General features: G+C 67.5%; 24 protein-coding genes. 4 read left to right on the top strand and 20 right to left on the bottom strand.

All coding sequences use genetic code 11. The features are described 5' to 3' along the window. Positions 1–36 precede the first annotated feature (36 nt). From EU513_RS05220 to EU513_RS05190, 7 genes are all read right to left on the bottom strand, one after another. Positions 37–540, bottom strand: a complete 504-nt coding sequence (locus tag EU513_RS05220; RefSeq protein WP_129624843.1) for a histidine phosphatase family protein — start codon at positions 538–540, stop codon at positions 37–39. Positions 541–542: 2 nt separating this feature from the next. After that, a complete protein-coding gene (locus EU513_RS05215; protein ID WP_129624842.1) occupies positions 543–1,544 on the bottom strand; it encodes a hypothetical protein in 1,002 nt (333 codons plus the stop codon). A gap of 4 nt (positions 1,545–1,548) precedes the next feature. Beyond that, positions 1,549–2,496: a 2-hydroxyacid dehydrogenase gene (locus EU513_RS05210; RefSeq protein ID WP_240795928.1), complete on the bottom strand. Its 948-nt coding sequence runs from the start codon at positions 2,494–2,496 to the stop codon at positions 1,549–1,551. Positions 2,497–2,580: 84 nt separating this feature from the next. Further along, the gene (gatB, locus tag EU513_RS05205; protein WP_129624841.1) at positions 2,581–4,086 is read right to left on the bottom strand and encodes an Asp-tRNA(Asn)/Glu-tRNA(Gln) amidotransferase subunit GatB; all 1,506 of its coding nucleotides are present in this window, start codon (positions 4,084–4,086) and stop codon (positions 2,581–2,583) included. Next, positions 4,086–5,600 (bottom strand): Asp-tRNA(Asn)/Glu-tRNA(Gln) amidotransferase subunit GatA, encoded by a 1,515-nt coding sequence (gatA, locus tag EU513_RS05200; RefSeq protein WP_129624840.1) that lies wholly within the window; start codon positions 5,598–5,600, stop codon positions 4,086–4,088. Before gatA ends, gatB begins: the two co-directional genes overlap by 1 nt. A gap of 56 nt (positions 5,601–5,656) precedes the next feature. Next, entirely contained in the window at positions 5,657–5,953 is a 297-nt protein-coding gene (gene gatC, locus EU513_RS05195; RefSeq protein ID WP_129624839.1) for an Asp-tRNA(Asn)/Glu-tRNA(Gln) amidotransferase subunit GatC, read from the bottom strand. 62 nt (positions 5,954–6,015) lie between these two features. Then, a complete protein-coding gene (locus EU513_RS05190; RefSeq protein WP_129624838.1) occupies positions 6,016–7,554 on the bottom strand; it encodes an SDR family NAD(P)-dependent oxidoreductase in 1,539 nt (512 codons plus the stop codon). Positions 7,555–7,635: 81 nt separating this feature from the next. On the opposite strand from EU513_RS05190, the gene EU513_RS05185 reads away from it, so the two are divergent. After that, positions 7,636–8,355, top strand: a complete 720-nt coding sequence (locus tag EU513_RS05185) for a hypothetical protein (protein WP_129624837.1) — start codon at positions 7,636–7,638, stop codon at positions 8,353–8,355. Positions 8,356–8,396: 41 nt separating this feature from the next. Here the strand turns inward: EU513_RS05185 and EU513_RS05180 are convergent, their stop codons facing one another. The 7 genes from EU513_RS05180 to EU513_RS05150 form a co-directional block, all read right to left on the bottom strand. Further along, positions 8,397–8,843 carry an NUDIX hydrolase gene (locus tag EU513_RS05180; protein ID WP_240795927.1) on the bottom strand — a complete coding sequence of 149 codons (447 nt, stop codon included), beginning with the start codon at positions 8,841–8,843 and terminating at the stop codon, positions 8,397–8,399. Between the two features lie 815 nt (positions 8,844–9,658). Continuing rightward, a complete protein-coding gene (locus tag EU513_RS05175; protein ID WP_129624836.1) occupies positions 9,659–10,042 on the bottom strand; it encodes a GNAT family N-acetyltransferase in 384 nt (127 codons plus the stop codon). A gap of 39 nt (positions 10,043–10,081) precedes the next feature. Beyond that, positions 10,082–10,234, bottom strand: a complete 153-nt coding sequence (locus tag EU513_RS16630; RefSeq protein ID WP_129624835.1) for a GNAT family N-acetyltransferase — start codon at positions 10,232–10,234, stop codon at positions 10,082–10,084. Continuing rightward, positions 10,231–10,710: a DUF664 domain-containing protein gene (locus EU513_RS05165; RefSeq protein ID WP_205744677.1), complete on the bottom strand. Its 480-nt coding sequence runs from the start codon at positions 10,708–10,710 to the stop codon at positions 10,231–10,233. Before EU513_RS05165 ends, EU513_RS16630 begins: the two co-directional genes overlap by 4 nt. Then, positions 10,700–12,928, bottom strand: a complete 2,229-nt coding sequence (ligA, locus tag EU513_RS05160) for an NAD-dependent DNA ligase LigA (protein WP_370447341.1) — start codon at positions 12,926–12,928, stop codon at positions 10,700–10,702. Before ligA ends, EU513_RS05165 begins: the two co-directional genes overlap by 11 nt. Before the next feature lie 14 nt (positions 12,929–12,942). After that, positions 12,943–13,953 carry a methionine synthase gene (locus tag EU513_RS05155; protein ID WP_240795926.1) on the bottom strand — a complete coding sequence of 337 codons (1,011 nt, stop codon included), beginning with the start codon at positions 13,951–13,953 and terminating at the stop codon, positions 12,943–12,945. A 10-nt stretch (positions 13,954–13,963) separates the two neighbouring features. Next, positions 13,964–14,638 (bottom strand): septum formation family protein, encoded by a 675-nt coding sequence (locus EU513_RS05150; RefSeq protein ID WP_240795937.1) that lies wholly within the window; start codon positions 14,636–14,638, stop codon positions 13,964–13,966. Here EU513_RS05150 and EU513_RS16320 point away from each other — a divergent pair. Then, on the top strand, positions 14,577–14,876 hold the full coding sequence (locus EU513_RS16320) for a hypothetical protein (RefSeq protein ID WP_240795939.1): 300 nt from the start codon (positions 14,577–14,579) through the stop codon (positions 14,874–14,876). The two genes, EU513_RS05150 and EU513_RS16320, sit on opposite strands and share 62 nt — an antisense overlap. 13 nt (positions 14,877–14,889) lie before the next feature. On the opposite strand, the gene EU513_RS05145 is transcribed toward EU513_RS16320, so the two are convergent. Further along, the gene (locus tag EU513_RS05145; RefSeq protein ID WP_129624832.1) at positions 14,890–15,564 is read right to left on the bottom strand and encodes a septum formation family protein; all 675 of its coding nucleotides are present in this window, start codon (positions 15,562–15,564) and stop codon (positions 14,890–14,892) included. Here EU513_RS05145 and EU513_RS15780 point away from each other — a divergent pair. Continuing rightward, positions 15,554–15,934 (top strand): hypothetical protein, encoded by a 381-nt coding sequence (locus EU513_RS15780; RefSeq protein ID WP_168990156.1) that lies wholly within the window; start codon positions 15,554–15,556, stop codon positions 15,932–15,934. The two genes, EU513_RS05145 and EU513_RS15780, sit on opposite strands and share 11 nt — an antisense overlap. Here the strand turns inward: EU513_RS15780 and mnmA are convergent. Together mnmA and EU513_RS05135 are read right to left on the bottom strand one after the other, a co-directional pair. Then, entirely contained in the window at positions 15,906–16,988 is a 1,083-nt protein-coding gene (mnmA, locus tag EU513_RS05140; RefSeq protein ID WP_129624831.1) for a tRNA 2-thiouridine(34) synthase MnmA, read from the bottom strand. The two genes, EU513_RS15780 and mnmA, sit on opposite strands and share 29 nt — an antisense overlap. Further along, on the bottom strand, positions 16,988–18,190 hold the full coding sequence (locus EU513_RS05135; RefSeq protein ID WP_370447344.1) for a cysteine desulfurase family protein: 1,203 nt from the start codon (positions 18,188–18,190) through the stop codon (positions 16,988–16,990). The genes mnmA and EU513_RS05135 overlap by 1 nt, the downstream gene beginning before the upstream one ends. A gap of 99 nt (positions 18,191–18,289) precedes the next feature. On the opposite strand from EU513_RS05135, the gene EU513_RS05130 reads away from it, so the two are divergent. Continuing rightward, positions 18,290–19,396, top strand: a complete 1,107-nt coding sequence (locus tag EU513_RS05130) for a hypothetical protein (protein ID WP_129624829.1) — start codon at positions 18,290–18,292, stop codon at positions 19,394–19,396. 3 nt (positions 19,397–19,399) lie between these two features. Here the strand turns inward: EU513_RS05130 and EU513_RS05125 are convergent, their stop codons facing one another. The 3 genes from EU513_RS05125 to EU513_RS05115 all read right to left on the bottom strand — a co-directional run bounded on the left by EU513_RS05125 (position 19,400) and on the right by EU513_RS05115 (position 22,470). After that, entirely contained in the window at positions 19,400–20,632 is a 1,233-nt protein-coding gene (locus EU513_RS05125; RefSeq protein ID WP_129624828.1) for an alpha/beta fold hydrolase, read from the bottom strand. A gap of 75 nt (positions 20,633–20,707) precedes the next feature. Then, positions 20,708–21,664 carry an electron transfer flavoprotein subunit alpha/FixB family protein gene (locus EU513_RS05120; protein ID WP_129624827.1) on the bottom strand — a complete coding sequence of 319 codons (957 nt, stop codon included), beginning with the start codon at positions 21,662–21,664 and terminating at the stop codon, positions 20,708–20,710. 26 nt (positions 21,665–21,690) lie between these two features. Further along, positions 21,691–22,470, bottom strand: coding sequence for an electron transfer flavoprotein subunit beta/FixA family protein (locus EU513_RS05115; RefSeq protein ID WP_129624826.1), 780 nt, complete (start codon positions 22,468–22,470; stop codon positions 21,691–21,693). Between the last annotated feature and the right edge of the window lie 31 nt (positions 22,471–22,501).

Below are 22,501 nucleotides of genomic sequence, written 5' to 3'. Positions count from 1 at the left end.
AGACGGTCGTCTCACATAGTGATCGGGTGACGCTGGTCACCCGCGCCCGACGAAGACCTGTGCGAGTTCGGTGGCGCCCGGGGCGAGGTCGGCCCACTCCCCCTCGATGCGGAGGACGGCGACCGCGCTGGTGGCGAAGTGGTCGACGAAGTCGACGGCGGCGTTTGCCTCGGTCAGCGCGGCGGCGATCGCCGGCACGCCCGGCGCGTGGCCGACCAGAGCGACGCAGTGCGCGTTCTCGGGGGTCTCGCGCAGCACCTCCAGCAGCGTTCGCGGCGAGGCGTCGTAGATGCGTTGTTCATGGTCGACGATCGGTCCGACGCCGGAGGCCTCGACGATCGCAGCCCAGGTCTCGCGCGTCCGGGTCGATGTGGAACACCACACGAAGTCGGGGCTGAGGGACTTCTCGCGAAGCCACTCGCCGACCGCCCGGGCGTCCAGGACGCCACGCTCGGTGAGGCAGCGTTCGTGGTCGGTGGTCGAACCGTGGGGTTCGGCCTTGGCATGACGGATCAGGATCAGAGTGCGGTCCGTGGTCATGGCTAGAGCATGTCACTGCGTCCGTGCCGGTGGGCACCCGGACGGTTCGCAGAGCCGATCACGCAGAGCAGAACTGCGAGCGCCGCCCACCAGACGAAGCCCGCCCAGTGCGATGCGGACAATGATTCGCCGAGCTGGACGACCTGCCGGACGCCGGAAACTGCGAGCCCCGGAGGTGTCCACGGCCCGATCGGCTGCCAGAGCACATCGGCGCGTCCGAACCCTTCGGCACCCGCTCGGCTCGGACTGGCGGCGACGAACGTCAGCGCGAGTGCCCACCCGACCAGGCCGGCGGGACCCGCGAGGGCGAGCGCTGCCCGGGCAAGCAGTGCCGAAACAGCGAAGGTTGCGGTACCGATGACGAACAGGCGAAGCGCGTCCTGAACCCACGCCGGAATCGTCAGTGCTGCGATTCCTACCGAGACAGCAACCACCGGGGCTCCCGCGACCAGGGTGATCGCGACGCCCCTCAGCTGTCCGTGAACGGACTCGTGCCCGCGCCGAACGGCAAGAGTGAAGGCGAGTCCGCAGAACAACCAGGAGAGTGCCAGGTGGTACCCGTGCCGTCCCGCGTGGTCCTCCCTCGACGGCGCCGTGATGTCGGCTGTGACGACAGTGCGTGATGACGCCCGCTGCACCGCCTCGGCGACCACACGCACTGCTGCGGTCGCCTCGACCCCCTGTGCCGAACTCACGGTCAGCGAGTCCTGCGGCTTGGTCGGATCGACCAGCAGGACGCCTTGGGTACGGTCAGCCCGAAGGTCCGCCAAGGCATCGGCCTCGGTGCCACCGAGATAAGCCCGGACGGGGTGTCCGTCGACGGTGTTGATCTGGTTGGCGACGTACCCGGCCCAGGTGTGTCTCGGCGAGACCACGACGAGTGACGGCGTCTGTGGCGTCGATTGCAGGAGGACGAACCCGGCGAAGAGAAGTGCCTGCACGAGTGCGATCCAGCCCACTGCTGTCACCACGCGCAGCACGTGGTCGCGTCGGTCGTTCTGCACGGTCTCAGTCGCCGACGACCACGACGTTGCTGAGTTCACCTGTGGCAATGAAGTGAGAAATCTCCCTGCGCAGCAGCCGAATCAACCGTGGCGTGAACGCCGTCGTCGCACCGCCCACATGCGGTGTGATCAGCACGCCGGGCGTCGTCCACAGGGGGTGATCCGCAGGCAAGGGTTCCGGATCGGTGACGTCCATCGCTGCTCGGACGTGGCCGGCTGCGCAGGCACGCTGCAGGGCGTCGGTGTCGACGATGCCCCCGCGGGCGACATTGACGACGAGCGCGTCGTCGGGGAGTGCGGCAAGGAACTCGTCGTCGACGAGGTGCCGGGTGGCGTCGGTCATGGGCAGGATCAGGAAGACGATCTCGGCCGCCGGTAGCAGCTGATCGATCTCGTCGATGCCGTACACCCGATCCACCAGGTCGTCGCCGGCCCGCGCCCTGGACGCCACGACGGTGCAGTCGACCTCCAGCACCTGCAGGCGGGAGACGAGCATCCGTCCGATGGAGCCGTAGCCGATCACCAACGCCTTCCGGTCGGCCAGGGAGGGTCGGTCGGCGAGCCGCAGCCACTGCCCCGACTGCTGCGCGCGGACGGCGTCCGGGATCGCCCGTTGCGAGGCGATGGCCAGCCCGATCGCCAGTTCGGCGGTGGACGTGTCGTGAATGCCTCGGCCGTTGGCAAGAGCGACGCCGGACGGTAGGTACTGCAGGGCGTGCTCGAACCCAGCAGTCGCCAGTTGCACAGCCTTCAGGCTCGGCAGCTCACACAGGTGCTCGAGTCGCTTCGGGTTGGACATGTACGGCGGCACGACCAGTTCGATGTCGTCCCGCGGTGGCGCGTCCTTCATGTCCCAGACGACCAACTCGACTCCGTCGAGGTCGGTCAGTTGGTCGGCCCAGTCCTGCTGGGCAACGCTGACGACAGTGCGGGCTGCGCTCTTCTCGGTCACGGCCCGACGCTATCGCGCGAAGCGTTCGCTGAAACGCGTTGCGCCCGGACCGCGAGAGTCCGGGCGCAACAATGCAATCGGCGTTCAGCTGAGCTTGGAGATGATCAGCTCGCGCGCTTTGGCGGCGTCGGCCTGACCCCTCATCTCCTTCATCACCTGACCGATGAGCGCACCGGCAGCCTGCACCTTGCCGTCGCGCACCTTCTGCGCCACGTCCGGGTTGGCTTCGATGACCTTGTCGACGGCGGCTTCGAGAGCGCTGTCGTCCTGAACGAGTTCGAGTCCGCGGGCGTCGGCGACCTGGGTCGGCGAACCCTCGCCTGCGATGACGCCCTCCATGACCTGGCGGGCCATCGAGTCGTTCAGACGTCCGGCCTTGATCATCGAGTCGAGCTCGGCGATGTGAGCTGGGGTGACGCCGAAGTCGGAGACGGCCTTGCCCTCGTTGTTCGCGCGACGTGCGAGATCGCCGGTCCACCACTTGCGGGCGGCGGCGGGTGACGCACCGGCGGCGACAGTCTCCTCGATCAGTTCGACGGCGCCGGCGTTCAACACGTCGCGCATCTCCAGATCGCTGTAGCCCCAGTCCTTCTGCAAACGCTTGCGACGCTGGGCCGGCGGCTCGGGCAGGGTGGTGCGCAACTGCTCGACACTCTCGCGAGTCGGCGCGACCGGTACGAGGTCGGGCTCGGGGAAGTACCGGTAGTCCTCCGCGTCCGACTTCGGTCGACCGGACGTGGTGACTGCGGTGTCCTCGTGCCAGTGGCGGGTCTCCTGCAGGATCGATCCGCCGGAGTTGAGCACCGCTGCGTGCCGGCTGATCTCGTAACGCACCGCACGCTCGACCGAACGCAACGAGTTGACGTTCTTGGTCTCGGTGCGAGTGCCGAACTTATCCGCGTCCTTGGGCATCAGCGAGACGTTGGCGTCGCAGCGCATCGACCCCTGCTCCATCCGGACGTCGCTGACCCCGAGTGCCTTGATCAGGTCACGCAGCGTCGAGACGTACGCCTTGGCAATCTCCGGCGCACGCTCACCGGCGCCGGTGATCGGCTTGGTGACGATCTCGATCAGCGGGATACCGGCCCGGTTGTAGTCGATGAGCGAGTACTCAGCACCTTGGATGCGGCCGGTCGAACCGCCGACGTGCAGCGCCTTGCCGGTGTCTTCCTCCATGTGGGCGCGCTCGATCTCCACCCGGAAGACGGTGCCGTCCTCCAACTCGACGTCGAGGTAACCGTTGAACGCGATGGGCTCGTCGTACTGGCTGGTCTGGAAGTTCTTCGGCATGTCCGGGTAGAAGTAGTTCTTCCGGGCGAAGCGGCACCACTGCGCAATCTCGCAGTTGAGCGCCAGGCCGATGCGGATGGCTGACTCGACGCCCTTCTCGTTCACCACGGGCAGGGCGCCGGGCAGACCGAGGCAGACCGGGCAGACCTGGGTGTTCGGCTCGGCGCCGAACCCGGTCGCGCAGCCGCAGAACATCTTGGTGTTGGTGTTCAGTTCGACGTGCACCTCGAGACCCATCACCGGGTCGTACGTGGCGATCGCCTCGTCGTAGTCGACGACGTCATCGACGTGGGCGCTCATCAGTTCGCCGCCTTTCCGCCGAGTGCCGGCGCCTTCGTGAGAATCGGAGCGCCCCACTGCGACAACAGCATTCGCTCCAATGCGGCGCCGACTTCGTACAAACGCTCGTCCTTGGTCGCCGGCGCGAGGATCTGGAACCCGCTGGGCAGGCCGTCCTCGGCGAGGCCGTTCGGGATGGACATGCCCGGGATCCCGGCAAGGTTCGCGGGGATGGTGGCGACGTCGTTGAGGTACATCGCCATCGGGTCGTCCAGCTTCTCCCCCATCTTGAACGCCACGGTCGGCGCCGTCGGGGTGACCAGCACGTCCGCCTTCTCGAACGCGGCGGCGAAGTCGCGCGCGATCAGCGTGCGCACCTTCTGCGCCTGGCCGTAGTACGCGTCGTAGTAGCCGGAACTGAGCGCGTAGGTGCCCAGGATGATGCGGCGCTTGACCTCGTCGCCGAAGCCGGCGTCGCGGCTGGCCGCCATGACCTGCTCGGCGCTCGGGTTGTCGACGCCGTTCGGCGGGACGCGCAGGCCATACCGCATCGCGTCGAACTTAGCGAGGTTCGAACTCGCCTCGCTCGGCAGGATCAGGTAGTACGCGGCCAAGCCCTTCTCGAACGAGGGACAGGAAACCTCGACGATCTCGGCGCCGGCTTCTTCGAGCAGCTTCACCGACTCCTCGAAGCGCGCCTTCACCTGCGGCGCGAAACCGTCTGCGGAGATCTCCTTGATGATGCCGACACGCATCCCCTTTACCTCACCGCGGCGGGCGGCCTCGACGACCGGCGGGACCGGTGCGTCGATCGAAGTCGAGTCCAGCGGGTCGTGGCCACCGATGACCTCGTGCAGCAGCGCCGCGTCGAGCACCGAACGGGTGCAGGGGCCGGCCTGGTCCAGCGAACTCGCCAGCGCGATGAGGCCGTAGCGGGACACGCCGCCGTAGGTCGGCTTGGTGCCGACGGTGCCCGTGACGGACGCGGGTTGACGGATCGATCCGCCGGTGTCGGTGCCGATCGCCAGCGGCGCCTCGAAAGCAGCGACGGCGGCCGCGGAGCCACCACCCGAACCGCCGGGGATACGGTCGAGGTCCCAGGGGTTGCGGGTCGGGCCGTAGGCGGAGTGTTCGGTGGAGGAACCCATCGCGAACTCGTCCATGTTGGTCTTGCCGAGGATCGGCATGCCGACCGCCCGCAACCGCGACACCAGCGTGGCGTCGTACGGCGGGATCCAGCCCTCAAGGATCTTCGATCCGGCGGTCGTCGGCTGACCCTTGGTGGCGACGACGTCCTTGACGGCGATCGGCACCCCGGCGAGGGTCGGGAGTTCGGCGCCACCGGCGCGGCGCTCGTCGATGGTGCGGGCGGCGTCGAGCGCACCCTCGGCGTCGATGTTCAAGAAGGCGTGCACGTCGCCGTCGACGGCGGCAATGCGGTCGAGGTGGGCCTGGGTGACCTCGACTGCGCTGAGCTCTTTGCGGGCGAGCGCGGCGGCGAGTTCGGCCGCGGTCGAGGTGATGATGTCGGTCAAGTCAGAACCAATCGTGACGGTCTGGGCAGGTCGGTGATCTCGGGTGGAGCGCTCGCTCAGTCCTCGTCAAGGATGCGCGGCACCTCGAAGCGGCCGAGGTCGGACGCGGGCGCACCGGAGAGCGCCTCTTGCTGGGTCAGGCTCGGGCGCACCTCGTCGGGACGGGTGACATTGGTGAGCGGCAGCGGGTGCGACATCGGCGGGATGTCGTCGGCCGCGATGTCGTTCACCTGCCCGACGAACCCGACGATCTGTTCGAGTTGGCCGGCGAGCTTGTCGAGCTCGGCGTCGGACAACTGAATGCGGGCAAGCATGGCGACGTGCGCGACCTCGTCGCGGGACAGCGAAGGCATGGCATCAGTCTAGGGCGCTGTCTTGCGTGCTCAGGTCGGCCTCCAGGCTCCACAAAGGCGCATCACCAGTCGTGTGGCTCGAAGTCCTTCAAGAACACGCCGTAAAGATCGGTGCCCCGCTCCCCCTGCACGATCGGGTCGTACACCCGAGCGGCGCCGTCGACCAGGTCGAGCGGCGCATGCCAACCCTCACCGGCAATGCGCAATTTCTGGTCGTGCGGGCGCTCGTCGGTGATCCAGCCGGTGTCGACGGCGGTCATCAGGATCTGGTCGGTGTCGAACATCTCTCGCGCACTGGTGCGGGTGAGCATGTTGAGCGCGGCTTTGGCCATGTTGGTGTGCGGGTGGCCAGCGCCCTTGTAGCGACGCCCGAACTGTCCTTCCATCGCGGAGACGTTGACGACATAGGCACGGCGCGCGCCCGCCTCCACCGCGGCCCGCATCGCCGGCCGAAGCCGCGACACGAGAATGAACGGTGCGACCGAATTGCACAGTTGAACCTCGAGCAGTTCCAGCGGTTCGACCTGGTCGACGGTGTCGGTCCACGAGTTGCTCGTGGCCAGATCGGGCAGCAGACCCCCGGCGTCGACCGCCGTGCCCGCGAGATAGGCCTCGAGGCTGGCGCTTCCGGCCGAGAGCACCCGTGCCGACTCCGCGGCGGCGAGCGCCGCAGCCTCGTGATGGGTGTCGTCGTTGCCGTGGTGCGCGACCGCGTCCGTGGCCAGGGAGCTGACCAGTTGCGCGGGGTGCGCCTGGCTCGTGCGGTCGAAGGTGATCTGTGTCGGCAGCCGCGAATCGTCTTGCAGCGGAAGGGTTTCGGCGTTGACCAGGTGGGAGTAGGCGCCGGGGCTGCGCCGCACCGTCTGTGCTGCATTGTTGATCAGGATGTCGAGCGGGCCGGCGGCAGCGATTTCCTGCGCGAGCGCGGCGACCTGGGCCGGGTCGCGCAGGTCGATGCCGACGACGGTGAGCCGGTCGATCCAGTCGTCCGCGTCGGGCATCGCCCGAAACCGGCGGACGGCGTCCTTAGGGAACCGGGTGGTGATGGTCAGGTCGGCGCCGTCGCGCAACAGCATGAGCGCGATGTACATGCCGATCTTGGCCCGCCCCCCGGTCAGTAGGGCACGCTTGCCGCGAAGGTCGGTGTGGGGGTCGCGCTTGGCGTGCGACTTCGCCGCGCAGGCAGGACACAGCCAGTGGTAGAACGCGTCGACCTGCGTGTACTTCGCGTGACAGATGTAACAACCCCGCGGGAAATTCAGTTGTCCTGCAACGCTTCCCGGCTCGTCGGCTTGCAGCAGGATGCCGTTCGTCTCGTCGTCGATGCGCATCGGTGAACCCGTTGCCGTCGCCGCGAGCACTTCCTCGTCGGCTGCTCGTAGCGGCGCCTGCCGTTCCTGTCGCGCGGCGGCACGTCGGGCCTTGCGCACCCGGTTGAACATCCGCTGCGAGGCGCGCTTGACCGCCTCGATGTCGGGGTGTCCCGCGGGCAGGCCGGGCAGGTGCTCGAGCACCCGAAGCGCCGCGGCGAGGTCATCGGGATCGATCCGCTGGGAACCGTCGACCCCCGATGCTGCGTCGTCGTCGGGAGAAGTCACCACCGCAGCGTAGGCCCGATGCTCGATCGAGCCGACCTAGGCTCGGGTCGCACACAACGGATAACAACCCGTAACGAGAGAGGCATGCTCATGGGCCTGTTCGGCCGGAAGAAGAAGGACGACCATGCAGGGGCGCAGCAAGCGAATGCGGCAGACGCCGCTGGGGACCTTGACCACGACGGGAGTCACCGCGAGATCGACGACTACTGGGCTCAGATCGGCGACGTCGACCATGACGTCATCACCTACCTGATCAACCCGATGTTCCAAGGGGCCCCGGCCTGGCCCAACACCCGCCAGGCCTACCGCGTGGTGCGCACGCCGAACACGGTGATCATCGCCTCCGACGGTCTCGCCGACCGGTCCCCCGACGGCACCGGACCCGGATTCGGTTGCGAGGTCTACATCGAGTCGCCGGCCCTGGTGGGCGCGCAGTTCGAAGACCTTCGCGGCAGTTGGATGTTCGCCGCAATCGAGAACTTCGCCCAGAACGTCGCCAACACGCAGGGCATCAGCGGCCACCTGAGGCAGTACGGCGTCGCGTCGATGGAGTTGCCGCTCGACGGCACCGACATCCCCGATGCCCTGCTCACCGAGCACGGCACCGCGGGCGCACTCATCGGCATCCCTGCCGCCGGGCGCGCCGCTCAGGTGGCGACGGCCGACGGGCCGGTCGACATCGTGCCGCTGACGATCATCGGCGCCGACGAACTCTCCGTGGTGCTCGAGCAGGGCCAGGCCGGCCGCGACAGCATCGTCGCGGCACGCCAGCAGGACGGTCGCGGTCACGTGACGATCACCTGAGTCGGCGCGCCAATGCTTCGCGGGTGGCCGGCGCGGCTGTCTCAGTCGGGCCGGCCGCCGCGTAGCGCGGTGATCACGACGTCGACCAGCGCCGTCCGCTCCAAACCCGCAACCTCGGCGATCGGGAACCACCGGGCTTCGTCGGTGCTGCCCCCCTCTTCGACGGTGCCGAGGCTGCCGCCGGTGATGCGGGCATGGTGCACGACGCGCACGGCCTTGAAGGGGCGCCCGCGCTCGCCCTCCTCGCGGAACCAGGTGTCGACCAGCAGCAACTCCCCCAGCTCGACCGCGAACCCGGTCTCCTCGTAGACCTCCCGCACGATCGCCGTCGGGATGTCCTCATCGAACTCCACCCCGCCGCCCGGCATCGTCCAGGACGGCGTGAACCGGCCTTCCCCGTTCCAATAGCTCAGCAGGATCCGGTCGTTGTCGTCGACGACCGCGGCGTACGCCGCCAGCCGGGTGTCGTAGTCGGTGAAGTGCAGCACCCCGCGAGCCTGTCACGAGCACCGACCGCAGATGACAGCCGACGTGTAGCCATCGAGCGCTGACCGTCTCGCACAATGCGCTGGTCGTCGTGTCGTCCAATGCCTCCGTTGGACATGAAGCCGGGCGAGTCGCCGCCCACACCCGGACTAGGCTCTTGACGTGAGTATCAAGGGGATTCGCAGGTTCGGGCCGCGGTCAGCTGTTGCCCTCGCGTCGGTGTTCATCGTTGTGGGGTGCTCAACACCAGCGCCACAGCAAGGAAGCGTGAGTTCCGTCCCGTCCTCCACTGCTGCGCAGAATCAACCGTCGCCGCCGTCGACCGTAACCAGCTCAGGCACCAGTTCGGCAACGCAAACGTCGGTGCACTCGGACAGCCGCTCAAGTTCCACGTCGACGCTGCGCCCGAGTTCGTCTACCTCGACCCGCCGGCCGTCGCCGACCGCGACTCAGAGCACAGTGAGAGTCACCCCAAGCTCACGGACGACCCCTGCCACCAGCCGCCCGGCAGCAGGCTGTCAGACCTACCCCGGACCGGTCGGCGACCTGGTCATCGATCCGTGTGCACGCCGTGACGCGAATGGGTTCGCCGTCGATGGACCAGCCCTTCCGGACGCCCCAAGCGAACAGAGCAGTGCTGCCGAATGCCGGGCGTACCGCGATCAGCTCCGAGCCTGGTCCAACTACCAGAACGCGCACCGCCCACCGGGGGCAACCGCAGGCTTGCCGATGAGCTCACAGGTTCAGAACCTCTACCTCGTGTGCAATCTCGGCTACTACGACTCGTGACCCGGGTCGCCTCACGCGTGTCGATCGTTCAGAGGGTGTAGTTGCGCCACTGCTGCGCGGTGATCCCGTAGATCACCTCACCCTGCTCCCATCCGGGGATCGGGTCGGGCCACTCGCGGACTTCGGTGCTGAGATGACGCATGCCGATGGCGCGCGTCGCGCCACGCGAACCGGCGTTGATCGCCATCGTCTCGGCCGTAACCCGTTGCAGGCCAACTGATTCGAACCCGTGGCGCAGCAGCTCGCGGGCCGCCTCGGACGCGAATCCCTGGCGCGATCGGGCGCGTGGCACCCGCCACCCCATCGACGCCGAGACGGTGTCGACCGGCTCGGCCGGGTCGCTGGAGCTGCGGCCGATGTCCCACCACCCCAGGAACTCGCCGGTGACGTCGAGGCCGACCCACCAGCCCAGGCCGACCGATTCGCCCGTGGTGTCGGCGCGGCGCGGGCCCTAGAAGTCGTCGGTCTCCTGCGGGCTGCGTGCGCGGCCGAGCAGGTAGCGCATCACCTCCGGATCGGAGTCGAGGTGGTGCAGCAACGGCAGGTGTTCCGGACGCATCGGACGCAACTCGATGCGCTCGGTGCGCAGCACCGGACGGGTCATCGACCGGCGGCCAGGAGGTCGGCGGTGATGTCGAGGTGGCCGCGGTGTTGGGCGAGCTCTTCGTAGATGTGCAGCAGCACGCCGCCCTGGGTGCGCACGGCGGCCAGCTGGGCCGGCGTGTACCGGTCGCGGCGCAGTTCGGCGACCGACCCCGCCGCGCCGTCGAAATCGGTGAGGTCGCGCTCGAGCTGGGCGCGTTGGCGTCGCACCAGCGCGACCGCCTCGGCGACCGTGCCCGACGCAGCGAACTCGGCGTCGCGGTCGCGATCGGTCGAGCGGCCGGCGAGGGCGAGCGCGCCCCAGTACTCCATGACGCCGCAGCAGTGCGCCGCGATGACGTAGGGCGAGTTGGCGCCGGGCAGATCGGGCCGCTGGTTGACCAGGTCGTCACCGAGTTGCTTGAGCGTCACGCACATGCCATCGAGCGCGAGGTCGATGTGCTGCAGCGCGTCGTCGAACCGAATGTCAGTCGCCATCGGGTTCTCCATCGGGCTCGGCATCAGGTGTTGCATCGGCGGGTGCCGGACCGTTCTCGAGAAGTTCGCGGAAGCCGTCCTCGTCGAGGATCGGCACGCCGAGTTCCTCCGCCTTCGCCGCCTTCGACCCGGCGTTGGCACCGATGACGACGTAGTCGGTCTTCTTGCTCACCGACCCCGCAGCCTTGCCACCGCGAGCGATGATCGCCTCTTTGGCGCCGTCGCGGGTGAACCCGTCGAGCGAACCGGTGACCACGACCGTGAGCCCTTCGAGCGTCCGCTTGATCGACTCGTCGCGCTCGTCGGCCATCCGCACCCCAGCTGCCGCCCAGCGGTCGACGATCTCGCGATGCCAGTCGCTGCCCTCGCCGTCGAACCACTCACGAACCGCTTCGGCGATGACAGGACCCACGCCCTCCGTCGACGACAGCGCTTCGACGTCCGCATCCCGGATCGCCTCGAGCGATCCGAACTCGGTCGCGAGCGCCCGCGCGGCAGTCGGCCCAACGTGCCGGATCGACAATGCGACCAGCACCCGCCACAGCGGCTGCTGCTTGGCCTTCTCCAACTCCTGGAACAGCTTGTCGGTTGTCGCTCGCGGCGCGGCCGGTTTCGCCTTCGTCGCCTTGGTGAAAAAGAACGGCTCCTTGGCTGCCGGCTGCTCGACCCCGGCCTTCTTGCGGCGGCGCCACACCTGCACGTCGGCGAGGTCGTCGACCGACAGGTCGAACAGGCCTGCTTCGGACGACAGCACCGGCTTGCTGGGTTCGTCGGACGCGTCGTCGGGACGCCCGTGCTCCGGGTCGGTCAACGCGATCGCGGCCTCCCAACCCATCGCCTCGATGTCGAACGCACCACGCGACCCGAGGGAGAACATCCGCTCGCGCAGTTGGGACGGGCACATGCGGGAGTTGGGGCAGCGGATGTCCTTGTCGCCCTCCTTCTCGTACGCCAATGTCGTTCCGCACGAAGGACATTCGGTGGGCATCTCGAACTCGCGCTCCGACCCGTCGCGAAGGTCGACGACCGGGCCGAGGATCTCCGGGATGACGTCTCCGGCCTTGCGCAGCACGATCGTGTCGCCGATCAGCACGCCCTTGCGCTTCACCTCGAAGGCGTTGTGCAGCGTCGCCATCTCGACGGTCGACCCGGCGACCTTGACCGGCTCCATGACGCCGTACGGGGTCACCCGGCCGGTGCGACCCACATTCACCCGGATGTCGAGCAGCTTGGTGTTGACCTCCTCCGGCGGGTACTTGTAGGCGATCGCCCAGCGAGGAGCTCGGGAGGTGTTGCCCAGCGCGCGCTGCGCCGGCACCTCATCGACCTTCACGACGATGCCGTCGAGTTCGTGTTCGACATCGTGGCGGTGCTTGCCGTAGTACTCGACGAACTGCACGACCTCGTCCGGCGTCGCAACCACCTTCGAACGTTCGGTGACCGGCAGCCCCCAGGCTCGCAGCAGGTCGTACGCCTGACTCTGCCGCTCGATCGTGAAGCCTTCGCGATGGCCGATGCCGTGGACCAACATCTGCAGCGGCCGGGACGCGGTGACCTTCGGATTCTTCTGACGCAGGGAGCCCGCTGCGGTGTTGCGCGGGTTCGCGTACGGCGGCTTGCCCTGCTCGACGAGGTCGGCGTTGAGCTGCTGGAATGCCTGCACCGGGAGGAACACCTCGCCACGCACCTCGACCACCTTCGGCATCGGCGCGTCACCGTTTTCCTTCAGCCGCAACGGGATTCCATCGATCGTGCGGGCGTTGAGCGTGACATCCTCACCCGTGGTGCCATCGCCGCGGGTGGTCGCCCGGGTGAGCGCGCCGTCCTCGTAGAGCAGGTTGATCGCCAGGCCGTCGATCTTGAGTTCGCACAGGAAGTTGATATCGCCGCCGGCTTCGCGTTCGGCGCGCGCGAGCCATTCGCGAAGTTCATCCTCGGAGAAGACGTTGTCGAGGCTGAGCATCCGCTCGAGATGCTTGACCGGGGCGAACTCGGTGCTGAACGTGCCGCCGACCCGCTGCGTGGGGCTGTCAGGCGAGCGCAAGACCGGGTGCTGTTCTTCCAGCGCTTCGATCCGCTGCAGCAGCCGGTCGTAGTCGGCGTCGCTGACGGTCGGTGCGTCCTTGACGTAGTAGGCGAACTGGTGGTCGTTGACCTGCTCGACCAGTTCGGTCCATTCGTGGCGGGCGGCCTCGGGTACGTCGGTCTCGTTCTGCACAGCCCAATCCTGCCTCAGGACCCCGACAGGCTCTCCGACTCCTCGCCGAGCCGTTCAGCTGCCTGCGCCAGTACCTTGAACAACGCCCGAACCGCCTCCGGGCTCGAGCCGGCGAGCCCGCAGGCGGGCGTGAGGACCGTCGTGCGCAGGTCAGCTCCGGTGAGCCCGACCGAGCGCCACGTGCGCACCAGCGGATCGCTGATCTGCTCGGGCCTGGTGACCGAACCGTCGGCGGGCACGGCACCCGCCCACAACCGACGTCCGGACTCGACCAGTTCGGCGACCCCGTCCCACTGCCTGGGCTTGACCAGGGACGTGTCCACGGCAAGATCGAGCCCGTGGACTCGGCGCAGCAACGGCACCGGGACTCCGGGCGCGCAGCAATGCAGCACCTGGGCGGCGACGTCCTCGATCGAAGCGACGAGAGCCGACAGCCCGTCCACGACCACCGACTGGTCGACCGGACGCACCCTGCCGTAACCGGACGCGGTCGGCAGCGCCCCGGCCAGCACGGCAGGCAACGACGGCTCGTCCCACTGCAGGATCAACTGCGCGCCGGGGACCAGACGCCGAACCGTGGCGAGCGCGCTACGGACGCCCTCGGACAGGGATTCGCGCAGGTCCCGCGTGGCACCGCGGTCGGTGAGCACTCGTTCGCCGCGCGGCAACGATACCGAGGCGGCGAGCGTCCAGGGTCCGCTCCACTGCACTTTCAGGGGGCCCTCGTACCCGTCGAACGCCTCCGCCAACTCATCGAGGTCCTCGCGAAGAAAGGCCTGGGCGCGACGGGCGTCGAGACCGTTCGCATCGGTGAGTCGCCAGCCGGACGGTTGCAGATCGACACCGAGGCCGGCGAGTCGCGCCGCAGAACGTCCGATCATGTCGGCACCCGGGCCGCGTGCGGGAAGCTCCGGCAGGAACGGAATACCGTTGCCGTCGAACAGGTCTCGCACCACGCGGACCGTCTCCCGGACGTCGGTGCCCGGCATGCTGCCGATGGCGCTGAACGCCGGGGAGTTGGTCACGCGAACGAGGCTACTTCAGCGACGACAGTGGCTTGTTGCCGATGCCCTTCATCGTCTTGGTGACCTTCGTGCCGTCCGTCTGCACGAAGCAGGCGGTCAACTGTGTGCCCTTGGCCCACGGGTTCGGGCCGGAGCTGTTCTGCGAGATCACGATGTCGCCGCGGGTGGAGCCCAGGAAGTCCTTACCCATCTGCCGACACTTGTCGAGGGCGGTCTTCTTCATCTTGTCCTCACCCGGGTACGGGCCGAACGGGGTGTTCTGGAACCCGCCGAACGACTCCGAGACGTGCGGCTGAGTGCACGGGACGATCTTGCCCGGATCGCCGCTCGCCTTGTCGGTGGTGCAGAAGGCGTACTTCGCCAGACCCTCCTTGGTGACGATCCCCTTCAGACTTCCCTGGACCGACTCGTATCCCGAATCGTCTGCGGTCGTCTTGGCCACCAGGCAGACGAACTGCTCGCCCGACTTCGGGTCGGCCGACGTGCCCACCTGGTCGGAGATGAGGATCGTGCCGAATGCCGGGCCACCGGTGTACTTCGGTGCCTCGCCCTGGCAGGTGTAGTTGCGCAACGCTGCCCTTTTGACCAGGTCACCGGTGTGCTCGGAGTTCGGCACCACTGCGGTGACCTCGAGCTTGTGCGGCTGCGAACAGTCGACCTTCTTCGGGTCACGACTCGACTCCAGGCAATCACCGGCGGCGAACGTGCGCGGTTCGGAGGTCGGCGAGGACGACGTGGGCGAGGACGAGGTGGGTGACGACGCCGTCGGCGACGCGGGCGACGACGGCGCCGTCGAGGTCGCAGAAGTCGGCGAACCACCGTTACCGCTCGTGCCGGGTCCCGTTCCGATCGTCGGTGCGTCCCCTCCGCCGCAGGCGGACAGAGTCAACATCGCGGCAGCAGCCAGGCCCGCCCTTGCATGAGTTCGCATACGCATCACTTCAGACTCCCCAGGGGCTTGTTGCCGATGCCCTTCATCGACTTGGTGACCTTGACACCGCCGACGGTTTCGACGAAGCAGGCGGTGATCGGTTGTCCACGCTTCCAACCGGAAGCCGGTGAACTGTTCTGCGAGGCGACGATGTCTCGTCGCTGGGCGCCCAGGTAACGCTGGGCGTACGGGCGGCACTGCTTGAGCATGTTCGCGTTGTGCTTGTCCAGGCCCGGGTAGGCGTCACCGAACTTGCCGGTGATGAATCCGCCGATCGACTCCGCGACGTGCGGTTGGGAGCACGGCACCATCTTCACCTTGTCGCCGCTCGGTGGCAGCGAGGTGCACAACTGATACTTCTCGAACCCGTCGGTCTTGACCGCGTTCTTGACCGATCTGGACACCTTCTCGATCCCGGTATCGGTCTCGTTGTAGAGCATCACGACACAGGCGATGCGCTCGGCAGACTTCGGATCCTTCGACGCCGAGATGCCTTGGCTCAGGAAGCGCGTGCCGTATCCCGGACCGCCGGTGTACTTCGCCGCCTCGGTGAGGCAGGTGTAGCTGCGCAGGGCGTTCCGCTTCACCAGGTCGTTCGCGTACTCCTTGTTCGGCACGAGCGCGCTGACCTCCATGTCGTGCGGCCGGGAACAGTCCACCTTCTCGTAGGTGCTGTACATCAAGCAGTCGCCGACCGCTAGCTCGGCCGGCGCCGACGACGTCGAACTGGGCGTCGAACTGGGCGTCGAACTGGGCGTCGAACTGCTCGATGACGACGAGGCGGACGAGGCAGCTGTGGAGGTGCTGGACTCACTCGAAGTCGAGGGCGAGCCGGAGTTGGGCACGACGGTCGGCCCGCCGTCGTCACCACCACAACCGGCCAACAGCACAGCCGCGGTCACGGCCATGGTGAGAATCGACTTCCTCGGCATTGTCCTGCTCCCCCTCCGACGGATGTTCGCGCCAAGGGTACCGACGTACTCAACCGGTGTGCGGATCCCACATCGGCGCAATTACCTTGTCAGCGGGTCGATCTGCCCGTACGGGTGATCGTCGCCGACCCGACGACGCGTGTGCCTTCGTACAGCACGACGGACTGTCCGGGGGCCACACCACGGGTTCGTTCGTCCAACCGGACCACGATCTCATCCCCCTCGGCTCGCACTGTTGCTGCGAATTCCTCTCCGTGAGCGCGCAGTTGGGCACCGAGCCTGACCTCACCGATCGGTGCGGGGCCGGGCCAGCGGGTGTGGCTGCCATGGATCTCGTCGACGCCGAGAAGATCCTCGGTGCCGACGAACACGGTGTTGGACGACGGGTCGACCTGGGTGACATAGCGCTTGGCGCCGTCTGCTCGCGGCACCTTCAGGCCGAGCCCGCGACGCTGGCCCACCGTGTAAGCGAAAGCACCATCGTGCTCACCGACGACCTCGCCGGACTCGTCCACGATCGGTCCGGTCGCGGCGCCGAGGCGCGAGGTCAGCCAACCCTGGGTGTCACCGTCGGCGATGAAGCAGATGTCGTGGCTGTCCGGCTTCTTGGCCACGGAGAAGCCGCGCTCGGCCGCTTCCTTGCGGATGTCCGGCTTGGTGGTGTCGCCCAGCGGGAAGAAGGAGTGCGCGAGTTGGTCGGCGTCCAGAACCCCGAGCACATACGACTGGTCCTTGGCCATGTCGACCGCCCGGTGCAGTTCGCGTCCGTTCGGCCCGTCCACGATGCGCGCGTAGTGACCGGTTGCCACGGCGTCGAACCCGAGCGCGAGGGCCTTGTCGAGCAGGGCAGCGAACTTGATCCGCTCGTTGCACCGCAGGCAGGGGTTGGGTGTGCGACCGGCGCGGTACTCCGAGACGAAGTCCTCGACGACGTCCTCACGGAACCGGTCGGCCATGTCCCACACGTAGAACGGGATGCCGAGCTTGTCGGCCACCCTTCTTGCGTCGCCCGCGTCCTCGATCGTGCAGCAGCCACGAGCCGACTCCCGCAAGGTCGCAGCGGACTGTGACAGAGCGAGGTGGACGCCGACGACGTCATGGCCGGCATCGAGCATTCGCGCGGCACAGACCGCAGAGTCGACACCACCGCTCATCGCTGCGACGACCCGCATCAGCGCACCCGTCCGGAGTGGTGCGCACGTCGGGCGCGGTCGACGGCCGCCGGCAGTGACGCAAGGATCGCGTCGACGTCCGCGTCGGTGCTGGTGTGGCCGAACGTGAGCCGCAGCGCCCCACGGGCCTCGGCTTCCGGGAATCCCATCGCGAGCAGGACGTGGCTCGGCTGTGGAACACCCGCCTGACACGCCGACCCGGTCGAGCATTCGATGCCCGCAGCGTCCAGCAGATAGAGCAGCGAGTCGCCGTCGCAATCAGGTACGCGCAGGTGGACGTTGCCGGCAAGGCGTCGGTCGGTGTCGCCGGGCGCATACGGTCCGCTGACAGCGATGCCCAGGTCGAGCGACAGCGCGCCTTCGACCAGTCGATCGCGCAGGCCGGCGAGCCGCTTCGCCTCGACATCGAGTTCCGCGACGGCCGCGGTGAGGGCAACGGCGAGACCGCGGACATTCGCCACGTCGAGCGTGCCGGAACGCAATTGACGTTCCTGTCCCCCGCCGTGCGTCAATGGCGTGAGCTTGACGTCACGTCGTGCGAGCAAGGCACCGACGCCCTGAGGTGCGCCGAACTTGTGGCCCGAGAGGCTGAGCATGTCGACGCCGCTGGAAGCGAAATCGACCGGAACGTGCCCTACCGCCTGCACCGCGTCGGTATGGAATCGGACGCCGAATTCCCTTGCGACCGAGGCCAGCTCGGGAACGGGCGCGATGGCTCCCACCTCGTTGTTGACCCACATCGCCGACACCAGAGCCGTGGACTCCGCGTGCTGCTCGAGCAGGGCCCGCAGACCATCAGGACTGGGCACCGCTTCACGATCGACCTCCAACCAGACGACATCCGCTCCCCGATCGACGAGGAACTCGACCGGGTCGAGAAGGGCGTGATGCTCGGTGGTGCCGATGATCAACGTCGTGCGCTGCGGATCGGATTCGGTGGCATGCCAGAACGAACCCTTGACGGCGAGGTTGTTGCTCTCGGTGCCACCTGAGGTGAACACGACCTCGGACGGGGCAGCCCCCATGGCCTCCGCGATCTGTTCCCGGGCCTCCTCCACCACGCGACGGGCTGCCCGCCCGGCGGAGTGCAACGAGGAGGCGTTGCCGACCACACTGAGTTGGGCGGCCACCGCTTCGACGACCTCCGGGCGGACGTTCGTCGTCGCGGCGTGGTCGGCGTAGACGTTCTGGCTCACCCGCACGAGTTTACGTCCGATCCCGGGGTGGTCCGACTCCCGCGCACGCCCGCCCATTTGCAAGACTTGACGCACCCCGACCGGAACAGCCGAGGAACATGCCCAATGACCGTCCGCCCCCGCCTGCTCGCGTTGAGCCTGACCACTGCCCTGACGATGTCCGCATGCACGTTCCGGTCGGACGATTCGAAGGAATCAGGGACCACCGACCAGGACTCAATGCCTGCGGCCGCCTGTTCCTCGGGTGAGGCTCCGAGCCTCGGCGGCAAGACGTCGGCATTCGACGCTCCGGTCGCGGTCGAATCCAGCGGCGCCCTCCGCACGCAGGTCTCCGAGCCGGCGATGAGCACCACCGCGTCACCCACCGACGGATATCGGATCGCTCAGATCAAGGTCAGCGCCCGCGTCCAGACCAACGGGGTGTTCGCCCTGCACCCCGAATCGTTCGTCCTGGCAGATCCTGACGGTCAGCGATGCGCCCAGCCGGCAACCAACCCGCTGCGTGGTGCCCTTCAGGTGAGCCAGGTCGATGAGTCGAAGGTGGTCTCGGGCGTCGTCGCGTTCATCGTCCCTGCGGAGGCCAACCTCTCCGACTACGCCGTCCACTACGTCGACAAACCGGGATCGCCCAAAGCGATCGCGTCCTGGTCCGGGAACGGATCCGCGCCGTCGCCTGCCACCGTCAACACCTGCTCGACGAACCGGTCCGGCATCAAGCTCGCCGGTGCGAAGGATCAGGAGTTCTACAAGCCGTTCACCACCGGTGACGACCCGATCTCCTTGACGATCACGCCAAGCACACCCTGGAGCCGGGAGTTGAAACCCGGACCGAACCAGCCGAACGATGTACGTGGAGTCGTGGTGAGCCTCTACGTCGCCGCCAAGGGGTCGGTCGGCTACATCGAACGCAATCAGTTCCAGCTGATCGACGACAAGGGCAATCTCTGCCGCTACAACGAACTCGGCAGCGACGGCGAAAACCTCACCAGCGACCTCGTGGAGACGGACAAGCCGAAGCGCTACACCCTGGTCTTCTGGACGCCGAAGGGCTCCGAGGTGGCGGGCTGGAAACTGCTGTACATGCCTGAACCGAGTGACCGGAAGGTCACCGCGACCTGGACGCTGAAGCCGCGGGCGAGTGCGTCGAAGTCACCTTCGTCGTCTGCCTCGTCGTCTGGCCCGGTGCCGTCGAGCAGCACTGCGACGGGCTGAGGCTCACCCCTTCTTCACCAGCTCGATCAGTCGATCCAACACTCTGCCGTCGGCGCGCAACCCGTCGTGCAGATATTCGTTCGTGATCCACGGATGCATCCGCGGCAGCAATTGCGCTGTGGCAGTTGAGTGTTCGCGCAGTACGTAGGGATCGTCGTAGTAGATTGCAGCCGCGCAGGGGACGTCGGTGCGCGCCAATGCGTCGGCGTCGTACAGCTGCGGCCACTCATGGGCGGCGAGCAGATCGGCCGCCTCCTTCAGTGGTCGCAGTCCGGACACCTCGTCCAACAGCCAGGGGAACGGGTGCTCGGCGGTCAGCATGGTGGTGTCGTCCCGGTAGGACGACGGCATCACCCGCTCGCACGACCAGCCGGTGACTCCCCCGTCGGCATAACAGGCCTCGTGCAACACGGTGTAGATGGGCGTCCAGGACGGGAACGGGAGCATGGCCGAAGCGACGGCCCCGAACATCGGTGATCGCGGGTCACGCTCGAGCAGGTAGTGCAGTTGCTCCGAGCCGTATGACATGCCGAGCCCGTTACCGATCTGCCGAAAACGCCTGGCCGACAACGATGTTCCGTCCGGCAGCTTCACCGCCCCGACGTCGCAGAGCTCGACGACCCGGCGCACTGCGTCACGGTCGCCGGGGAACCTGGCGTAATGACGTTCGACCAGTTCCGCGGTGCGCTCGTAGGTCGCGGCATAGACCTCGTCGACCGGCATGCCGACCGGCGGGATGCCCCCGGTGAAGAAGACCTCCCGCAGGCTGTCCGGAGAACGGCTGAGGTAGTGCAGCGAGCAGAACCCACCGAACGACTGCCCCAGCAGGCTCCACTGCTCGACCAACAGGTGCTCGCGCAGCACCTCACAGTCGCGCACGATCGAGTCGGCACGGAAGTTGACCAAGTAGTCGGCCTGCTCCTGCGCGCTCATCCCTTCGAGGCCATCCACAGGAGTCGACAATCCGGTGCCGCGCTGATCGAGCAGCAGCAGTCGGTAGTCACGGACCGCGCGTTCGACGAAGCCTGGACCGACGGGGTCTGTGCTCGGCCGCGGACTCTCGCCACCCGGTCCTCCCTGAAGGAAGACGAGATAGGGCTTGTCGGCCGCGTCCGGTAGGGCAATCTCCCGGGCGAAAATCTCGATGGTGGCACCCGACTGGTCGTCGTGATCGAGCGGGACCTCGAGCCGGTGATTGGTGAGGATGAGTCCGCCGCGCCGTTCGATGTCGACCATGACGCGACCGTATCCGGCGTCGGGTGACGCGAAAACGCCCGCCCCGTTTCCGGGACGGGCGCTTCGACCTGCGCGTCAGTTCTTGGACTGCTTGACCGCTTCGGTGGCCTGCGGCAGCACCTGGAACAGGTCGCCGACGACGCCGAAGTCGACGAGTTCGAAGATCGGCGCTTCCTCGTCCTTGTTGACCGCGACGATCGTCTTCGAGGTCTGCATGCCCGCGCGGTGCTGAATCGCACCGGAGATGCCGGCAGCGACGTACAACTGCGGGCTGACCTGCTTACCGGTCTGACCCACCTGGTTGGAGTGCGGGTACCAACCGGCGTCGACCGCGGCGCGCGAGGCACCCACGGCAGCGCCGAGGGAGTCGGCGAACCCCTCGACCGGACCGAAGTCACCGCCGGTGCCACGACCACCGGAGACCACGATCGCGGCCTCGGTGAGTTCGGGACGACCCGACTTCTGCTTCGGCTGACGGTCGGTGATCTTCGCGCCCTTGGCGGCGTCGGACACCTGGACGTCGACGTTCACCACGGCCGCACCGGCCTGCGACGCGGTCGGCGGCAGGATGTTCGGCTTCACGGTGATGATCGGCAAGCCCTTGGTCACCTGCGACCTGGTGGTGTAGGAGCCGGCGAACACCGACTGTGTTGCGGTGACGGTGTCGCCGTCGACCTCAACAGCAGCCGCATCGGTGATCAGACCCGAACCGGTCTTGATCGCCAGTCGCGCGGCGGCTTCCTTGTTGTGCGGGGTCGAGGGCAGCAGCACAGCAGCCGGGGACGCCTGCTCGACGACGGCGGCGAGGGCCTCGGCGAGCGGTGCGACGAGGTAGTCCTGCACGTCGGCGTTGTCGATGACGTACACCTTCTCAGCGCCGAACTGAGCCAGACGCGGACGTGCGGCCTCGACGTTGCTGCCGACGAACACGGCCGACGGGGTGCCGATCTGACGTGCGATCGTCAGCAACTCCGCGGTGGTCTTCTTGACGGTGCCATCGGTGTGGTCGACCAGGACGAGAACTTCAGCCATGACGAATCTCCTTGTCTCGTGACTGATCAGACGAACTTCTGGGCGGACAGGAACTCGGCGAGCTTCTTGCCGCCATCACCTTCGTCGGTGACAACGGTGCCCTGCTCACGCGGCGGACGCTTGTCGGCGCCGACGACCTTGGTCCACGAGTTCTCCAGGCCCACCTGTCCCGCGTCGACGCCGAGGTCGGCCAGCGACCATGTCTCGACGGGCTTCTTCTTGGCGGCCATGATGCCCTTGAACGAGGGGTAACGCGCCTCGTCCGTCTGGTCGGTGACGCCGACGACGGCGGGCAGCGATGCCTCGAGGTTCTCGGACGCGATGTCGCCGTCACGGCGGCCGGTGACCTTGCCGTCGGCGACCGACAGTTCGGACAGCTGGGTGACCTGGGGCAGGCCCAGTCGCTCGGCCAGCATCGCCGGGACCACGGCCATCACGCCGTCGGTCGAGGACACACCGGTCATCACGATGTCGGGCGAGCCGATCTTCTTGACGGCCTCGGCCAGCACCAGCGAGGTGGCGATTGCGTCCGAACCGGCGATCGCGTCGTCCAGCACGTGAACACCCTTGTGGGCGCCCATCTGCAGCGCCTTCTTCAGCGCCTCGGCGGCACCCTCGGGACCCACGGTGAGAGCGGTGACTTCACCTTCACCGGCCTCGACGATGCGCAACGCCTGCTCGACCGCGTATTCGTCGAGCTCCGAGAGGAGACCGTCGACGCCGTCGCGGTCGGTGGTGTTGTCGTCCTCGAACGTGCGGTCGCCCTGGGCGTCCGGCACGTACTTGACGCATACGACGATGTTCATGCGCGTCCTTCTGTCGTGTTGGGCGGTGCCG

Origin of the sequence: Yimella sp. RIT 621, assembly GCF_004146205.1 — a bacterium.
Taxonomy (GTDB): Bacteria; Actinomycetota; Actinomycetes; order Actinomycetales; family Dermatophilaceae; genus Yimella; species Yimella lutea.
This window is presented reverse-complemented; position numbering and strand designations above follow the sequence as displayed.